Here is a 6,333-nt window from a genome sequence, read left to right on the forward strand (position 1 = left end):
CGCTGGTGGCCGGCCGGGCGCTGGGGGCATGGCGCGCCGCCGGCCAGGCAGAGAAACGGCGGCCGCTAGGCCGCCTGTGGAGCGCTGCCAGGACGGCGCCGCGCAGCGCGCCGCCCTCGTTCGCCGGCGTCTACGGTCCCGCTGCGACGTCGACCCAGACCAGGTGGTGGTCGCTGCCGTCGGCGATGGCGGCGGAGGCATCATTGGAGACCGGCCAGAACACGCCGCTGTCCAGGTAGCGGAAGTTGCGCGACGGCAACACGTAGTCCAGGCGCATGGTGCCGGCCTTGGGGCCGAAATCGCCGGTGACCTGCTGCGGTGGGCCGCGATGGTCGATGCCGGTGGCCGCGTAGGCGCGCGTGGTCTCCTCGCCGCCAGCGCTGTGCGGGGTGGGGTATTGCAGGACGCGCGGATGCGTCACCAGCGCGCGGATCGCGTCGTGGCGGCCGTCGCCGTCGATCACGTCGTTGTTGAGGTCGCCGAGCATCACGAACTGCGCATCGGCGGCCAGCCCGCCGCAGCGGCCGGCGTCGTCGCACAGCCAGCGCGCCTTGCCGCTGCCGGCATCGTCCAGGTACTCGCGCCACAGCCGCAGTTCGTCGTGGTTGCGTGCGGCGTTGCGCTTCTCCGCGCCGTCGAACACCGGCGGGGTCGGGTGCGACACCAGCGCATGCAGCACGCCCAGCGGGGTGCGCACCGGCACGTCCCAGTGCGACTTGGACGACAGCCGCAGCTGCGCCCACACCGCGTCGCTGTGGAAGAAGCGGCCGGTGGCCGGATCGACCGGGCGCAGCGCGTCGGGCATCGCGCTCCATTTCAGCAGGCGGAAGCTGCGCACCGCCGCGGCGTCGATCGGGTACTTCGACAGCAGCAGCATGCCGTATTGGCCGGGATGCAGGCCGTAGCCCCAGGCGTCGTTGCCGCGCGCGCGGCCTTCGCCGCCGACATGGCCGTCGTTGTCCAGGTCCAGGCCGCTGGGCACGCCGGTGTTGACCGGGGCCAGGTAGCGGTAGGGATAGCGCAGCGCAGCGCCGCCGTGCGGTTGCGGCACCGCGAGGTAGCGCTGCTCGAACAGGTCGGCGGCGCGGTGCGCCTCGTCGTAGTCGAACTCGTTGAGCAGCACGATGTCCGGGCGCACCTGCTGCAGCACCGCGGCGATCTTGCGCGCCTGCGCGCTGTCGCCCTGCAGGGCGGCGATCAGTGCGCCGGGTTCGTCGGCATTGAGCGAGGTGTTGTAGGTGGCCAGGCGCAGCGTCCTGGCGGCGGGCGCGGCGGCGTCGCTCATCGGGGAGGACGTGGGAGCGGTGTGCGCGCAGGCGCCGCACAGCAGGGTCAGGGCGAGCAGGAGGAGGCGTGATGTCATGTGCCGATTTTCGCATGCGCGGCATGTCGGCACGATGGCGCCGCGACGTGCGGCGGCATCGGCTGGGCAGCCCGGTAGCGGTTGCCGTCGGCTAGCCGCCGAGCTGGCGCAGATAGTCGTCGAAGTCGCGCCAGTGGCGGCCGTCGTAGGCCTGCAGCGGCCGGAAGCGGCGCTTGTAGTCCATCTTCTGGTGGCCGCGGATCCAGTAGCCCAGATACAGGTGGCGCAGGCCCTCGCGTCGCGCCCAGGCGATCTGCTGCAGGATCGCCAGGGTGCCCAGGCCGCGCGCGCCGGCGTCCGGGTCGTAGAAGGTGTAGACCGCCGACAGCGCCTGCGCGGCGATATCGGTGACCGCTACCGCCAGCAGCGGCCCACGCCGTCCGTCCGGCAGGCGTTGCCGCAGCTCCAGGAAGCGCCCATGCGACCAGCGGCCGATCAGGAACTGGTCGAACTCGTGCGCGCCGTGATCGTCCATGCCGCCGCCGGGATGGCGGTGGCGCAGGTAGCGCTGGTACAGCGCCAGCTGTTCCTCGCTGCGCTCGGCGGCGACGATGCGGACTTCGACATCGGTATTGCGCGCCAGGCAGCGGCGCTGGCTGCGATCGGGCACGAACGCGTCGATCGGGATGCGCACCGCAACGCAGGCGCGGCAATGGTCGCAGTGCGGGCGATAGACCAGATCGCCGGAGCGGCGGAAGCCCCAGCTCAGCGCCAGCGGATACAGCGCGCCCAGGCGTGGATCGTGCGGGTCCAGCACGAGGTCGCGGGCCTGCCGCTCGGGCCAGTAGCCGCACGCGTGCTGGCCGGTCTGGAACAGCCGCAGGTCGTCGCTGGCGTCGGAATGGATGGCCATGCGTCGAGCATAGCGCTTCGCCATCGCAGGGGCCGCGACTGTCCCGTCGATGAATGCGCCCGGCGGCGGGTCAACCGCGGCGGCGACGGGGCGTTGTCAGCAGGGAAGGCGCCGCGGTGCCGGCCCGCGATGCGGGCCGCTTGCGGCGCCGGACGCCTGCCGTTCTCGGCAGGTTCCTCATCATCCTCAGGGAGTGACCCATGAAGTCTCGCAACCCGCTGCTCGCCCTGGCCGTGCTGGCCGTGCTGTCCGGTACCGCCTACGCCGTTCCCCCGCCGCCGGCCGATCCCGCCGCGCCTGCCGATGCGGGCGGCATCGCCGCGCTCGACAAGAACGGCGACGGTGTCATCGACCGCAGCGAGGCCGCCGCCGATCCGCGCCTGGCCCAGCATTTCGACGCCATGGACAAGAACCACGACGGCAAGCTCAGCCGCGACGAGTGGCCGCGCCACGGCCGTCACGGCGGCCCGGGCGACCACGGCGTGCCCGGCGCGATGATGGCCAAGCTGGACACCGACAAGGACGGCCGCATCAGCCGCGCCGAAGCGCAGGCCGATCCCAAGCTCGCCGCGCGCTTCGACAAGATGGACGTGAACAAGGACGGCTACATCGACCGTGCCGACTTCGAACTGCGCGCCAAGCAGCATCGCGATGCCTGGTTCACCGCGGCCGACACCAACAAGGACGGCATGCTCAGCCGCGCCGAGTTCGATGCGGCGCAGGCCAAGCGCTGGGCGCATCGCCCGGGCGGGCAACGCGGCGGCGATGCGCCGGCACCGATGCCGCCGCCGGACAGTAACTGAGCCATCCGCCGCGGCGGTGGCCGCGGGTCACTGCACCAAGGCGCCGATCGAGAGCGCCCCTGCGCCCCGCGCGCAGGGGCGTTCTTGTTTTTCCATCTGCCGAAACCTGCCGTCGCGTGCAGTGCGGCGCAGGTGCAGCGCGGGACGTGCGTGGTCGCGCGGGGCGCGTCGACAGCGTCGCGGCCGGTTGCCGTGGCGGTCTCCGCTACGGCGGACACCGCGCGCAGGATGCGATCGCCGTGCCGATCGGATTGCCGTCGCAGCGTTGGCGCCTCCGCCGTCGCGCAAGGACGATCATCGGCAGGGCGTCATCGCCAGAGGCGACATTCATCGCATGCGTGGACGTGCGTTCGGCGCGGCTCAGTTACCGCGGGGTGCCGGCTGCACGCGCACGCGCACTTCGTCGCTGCCGCTGTCCTGCGCGGGGGGCGTGGCCGGTTGCGTCGCGGGTGCCTGTGCTGGTGCGGTGGTCGGCGCGCGGTTGTCGCGATGGCGCAGCACGGTGATCAGCGCCACCGCACCGATCGCCAGCAGCAGGGCGATGCGGATGCGCCAGGCCCAGCGCTTGCCGCCGTCCGCTTCCACCTGCGAGCGGAACTCGTTCAAGTAGGGCGCACGGCCCTGTTCCGGATCGCGGCGGGTGCTGTCGAGCAGGCCGGCGTCGCGCAGCAGTTCGCGTGCGCGCGGCTGGTCGTCGGCGTGCACCACCCACACCGTGGGCTGGGCCTGCGCCGCGACCGGGTCGAGATAGCTGAACTGGCCGCTGCGCCGGGTCCGGTAGGAGCGGCCGTTGCTCAGGCGCACGTCGATGCCGGCGTCGCGCAGCAGGGCGGCGACGCCTTCGGCGGTTTCCACGCGTTGGCTGCTGAAGATCTGACGCATGTTCGTGTCCTCAGCGTTTTGCCGGCACCTGCGCCGCGGCGTCGGCGTCGGGGACCACGCGGATCAGCCCTTCCTGCGCGGTGCTGGCCACCAGGGTGCCGTCGCGGGTGAAGAACTGCCCGCGCGCCAGGCCGCGCGCGCCCTGCGCGCTGGGGCTGTCCAGCGAGTACAGCAGCCAGTCGTCGGCGCGGAACGGGCGATGGAACCACAGCGCGTGGTCGAGCGAGGCCATCTGCACGTTCGGCGTGTAGTAGCTGATGCCGTGCGGGAAGGTGGCGGTGCCGAGCAGGTGGAAGTCGGAGGCGTAAGCGAGCAGCGCCTGGTGCAGTTCCGGCGCATCGCCGACCGGCTCGCTCAGGCGCAGCCACATCTGCTGGAATGGCGGACGCTTGGGCGGATTCAGTTCGTCGCGCGGATACACGTGGCGGAACTCGAACGGGCCGCCGCGCGAGAGCCAGCGCTGCACCTTGGTCGGCAGCGTCGCCAGCACGTCCGGGCGGGCCGCCGGGGTCGGTTCGATGTCTTCCGGCTGCGGCACTTCCGGCATCTTCAACTGGTGGGTGGCGCCGTCTTCCTGCTCCTGGAACGAGGCCGCGCAGAAGAAGATCACCTTGCCGTGCTGGATCGCAGTGACCCGGCGCACCGAGAAGCTGCCGCCGTCGCGGGTGCGGTCCACGTCGTAGACGATGGGGTGCTCGATGTCGCCGGCGCGCAGGAAGTAGGCGTGCAGCGAATGCACGCGGCGCGCGTTCTCCACCGTGGCCTGCGCCGCCGACAGCGCCTGGCCCAGCACCTGGCCGCCGAACACGTACTTGGTGCCGATGTCGCGGCTCTGGCCGCGGAACAGGTTGTCCTCCAGCCGCTCCAGCGACAGCAGCTCGATCAGTTCGGAGACGACGGGGGCGGGCTTGGCGGACAAGAGGCGGGGCCTGGCGACGGACGTGCGCCGATTATAGCGGGCCGTCCGCGCCTGCCCGCGTGCCCGCTCCGCTCAGCCCTTGCCCAGCCGCGCCACCAGCGCGCGCAGTGCGGCCTGGGTGTCCGGCGCCTGCCAGTCGTCGATCAGCCGCTCCAGCCCGATGTGTTCGTCGGCCAGCGCCGCGCGCAGGTCGGCGCGGGCGATGGCACGGGTCTGCAGCATCGGCTGCCGCGGGCGCTTGAGCAGGTCCAGCAGCCAGGCCAGCGCGCGCGCCACCACCAGGTCGGCGTCGACCAGTTCGTCGACCAGGCCGATCTCCAGCGCGCGTTCGGCACTGACCAAGTCGCCGCCGACCAGCAGGCGCTCGGCGCGGTGCGCGCCGACCACCCGCCGCAGCAGGCGCTGGATGCCTTCCGGGGCGACCAGGCCGACCTGGGTCTCGTTCAGGCCGATGTGCAGCGGATGCGCCGCATCGAGGCTGCGCGCCATCACCCGGTAGTCGCAGCACAGCGCCAGCACGCAACCGCCGGCCGGGGCGTGGCCGGTCAGCGCCGCGACCACCGGGATCGGGCTGGCGGCCAGCGCGCGCGCCGCGCCGAAGAACTGCTGCCAGCTGCCCAGCAGCTTGGCGCGGTCGTCGCCGTGGCTCAGCAGGTGCGGTACGTCCATGCCGGCGGAGAACAGGCGTTCGTTGCCCGACAGCACGATGCCGTGCGCGCCCTCGGCGCCGGCCTGCTCGATCGCCTGGATCAGGTGCCGGCACAGCTCGGTGTCCAGCGCATTGACCGGCGGCCGCGCCAGGCGCAGTTCGCGGAGGGGGCCGTGGTTGATCACGTCGATGAGCGTCGTCATGCTGCGGTCTGCTTTCGAAGAAGGAACCTCGGCGATGATAACCAAACCATTCGCTGGCGTATTGTTAGTGCTGTGTGCGGTTGCCGCCACGGCGTCGGCTGCGGAACCGGCGTGCGTCACTCTGGAGCAGGGCTGGGCGCGCTTGCCGCCGAATCCGGCGATGCCGATGACCGCCGGCTACGGCGTGCTGCACAACGGCTGCGGCAAGCCGGTCACGGTCGTCGGGGCCAGCAGCCCCGCTTTCGGCGATGTGTCGTTGCACGAAACCACGGTCGTGGCCGGCGTCAGCCGGATGCGCGCGGTCGAGCGCGTGCCGTTGGCGCCTGGCGCTCGCGTGGAACTCAAGCCCGGCGGCATGCACCTGATGCTGATGCAGGGCAAGGGTGCGCTGACCGAAGGCCAGGCCGTGCCGCTGCAGTTGCAACTGGAAGGCGGCGGCAAGGCCGATGCGACGCTGACCGTGCGCAAGCAGGCGATGTAAGGGAGCCTCCTCGGGAAAAGGCACCTCCCCTCGTCGTAGGAGCGGTTCTCGTCCCCTTTTGTGGGATCAGCCGCGACGAGCGAAGCCCAGCGTTGGCTGAGACCACCCGTCGTCGGGACTGAAGGGCACCTCTAAAAACCCCGACTTTGGCATCATTGGTCTGGAGAACACGCCGAGGAC

At 71.7% G+C, this 6,333-nt stretch carries 7 protein-coding genes; 2 read left to right on the top strand and 5 right to left on the bottom strand.

Annotated elements, in window-relative coordinates:
• Positions 1–130: 130 nt before the first annotated feature.
• Both D183_RS0109975 and D183_RS0109980 read right to left on the bottom strand, forming a co-directional pair.
• The gene (locus D183_RS0109975) at positions 131–1,363 is read right to left on the bottom strand and encodes an endonuclease/exonuclease/phosphatase family protein (RefSeq protein ID WP_026144353.1); all 1,233 of its coding nucleotides are present in this window, start codon (positions 1,361–1,363) and stop codon (positions 131–133) included.
• A 91-nt stretch (positions 1,364–1,454) separates the two neighbouring features.
• On the bottom strand, positions 1,455–2,216 hold the full coding sequence (locus D183_RS0109980; protein ID WP_017908861.1) for an arginyltransferase: 762 nt from the start codon (positions 2,214–2,216) through the stop codon (positions 1,455–1,457).
• A 200-nt stretch (positions 2,217–2,416) separates the two neighbouring features.
• Between D183_RS0109980 and D183_RS0109985 the strand changes: the two genes are divergently transcribed.
• On the top strand, positions 2,417–3,019 hold the full coding sequence (locus D183_RS0109985) for an EF-hand domain-containing protein (protein WP_017908862.1): 603 nt from the start codon (positions 2,417–2,419) through the stop codon (positions 3,017–3,019).
• 360 nt (positions 3,020–3,379) lie between these two features.
• On the opposite strand, the gene D183_RS0109990 is transcribed toward D183_RS0109985, so the two are convergent.
• From D183_RS0109990 to D183_RS0110000, 3 genes are all read right to left on the bottom strand, one after another.
• Positions 3,380–3,901: a putative signal transducing protein gene (locus D183_RS0109990; protein WP_017908863.1), complete on the bottom strand. Its 522-nt coding sequence runs from the start codon at positions 3,899–3,901 to the stop codon at positions 3,380–3,382.
• A 10-nt stretch (positions 3,902–3,911) separates the two neighbouring features.
• A complete protein-coding gene (tesB, locus tag D183_RS0109995; protein ID WP_017908864.1) occupies positions 3,912–4,820 on the bottom strand; it encodes an acyl-CoA thioesterase II in 909 nt (302 codons plus the stop codon).
• Between the two features lie 72 nt (positions 4,821–4,892).
• On the bottom strand, positions 4,893–5,672 hold the full coding sequence (locus D183_RS0110000; RefSeq protein ID WP_017908865.1) for an enoyl-CoA hydratase/isomerase family protein: 780 nt from the start codon (positions 5,670–5,672) through the stop codon (positions 4,893–4,895).
• Between the two features lie 34 nt (positions 5,673–5,706).
• On the opposite strand from D183_RS0110000, the gene D183_RS0110005 reads away from it, so the two are divergent.
• Positions 5,707–6,153 (top strand): copper chaperone PCu(A)C, encoded by a 447-nt coding sequence (locus tag D183_RS0110005; RefSeq protein ID WP_026144354.1) that lies wholly within the window; start codon positions 5,707–5,709, stop codon positions 6,151–6,153.
• The last annotated feature ends 180 nt before the right edge of the window (positions 6,154–6,333 follow it).

This window comes from Xanthomonas sp. SHU 199 (genome assembly GCF_000364665.1).
Lineage (GTDB): Bacteria > Pseudomonadota > Gammaproteobacteria > Xanthomonadales > Xanthomonadaceae > Xanthomonas_A > Xanthomonas_A sontii.

What these genes read in the sequence shown, in the direction of transcription:
- D183_RS0109990 (WP_017908863.1), bottom strand. Translation starts at nt 3,901, where the DNA reads ATGCGTCAGATCTTCAGCAGCCAACGCGTGGAAACCGCCGAAGGCGTC.
- D183_RS0109985 (WP_017908862.1), top strand. Translation starts at nt 2,417, where the DNA reads ATGAAGTCTCGCAACCCGCTGCTCGCCCTGGCCGTGCTGGCCGTGCTG.
- D183_RS0110005 (WP_026144354.1), top strand. Translation starts at nt 5,707, where the DNA reads ATGATAACCAAACCATTCGCTGGCGTATTGTTAGTGCTGTGTGCGGTT.
- D183_RS0109975 (WP_026144353.1), bottom strand. Translation starts at nt 1,363, where the DNA reads ATGACATCACGCCTCCTCCTGCTCGCCCTGACCCTGCTGTGCGGCGCC.
- D183_RS0110000 (WP_017908865.1), bottom strand. Translation starts at nt 5,672, where the DNA reads ATGACGACGCTCATCGACGTGATCAACCACGGCCCCCTCCGCGAACTG.
- D183_RS0109980 (WP_017908861.1), bottom strand. Translation starts at nt 2,216, where the DNA reads ATGGCCATCCATTCCGACGCCAGCGACGACCTGCGGCTGTTCCAGACC.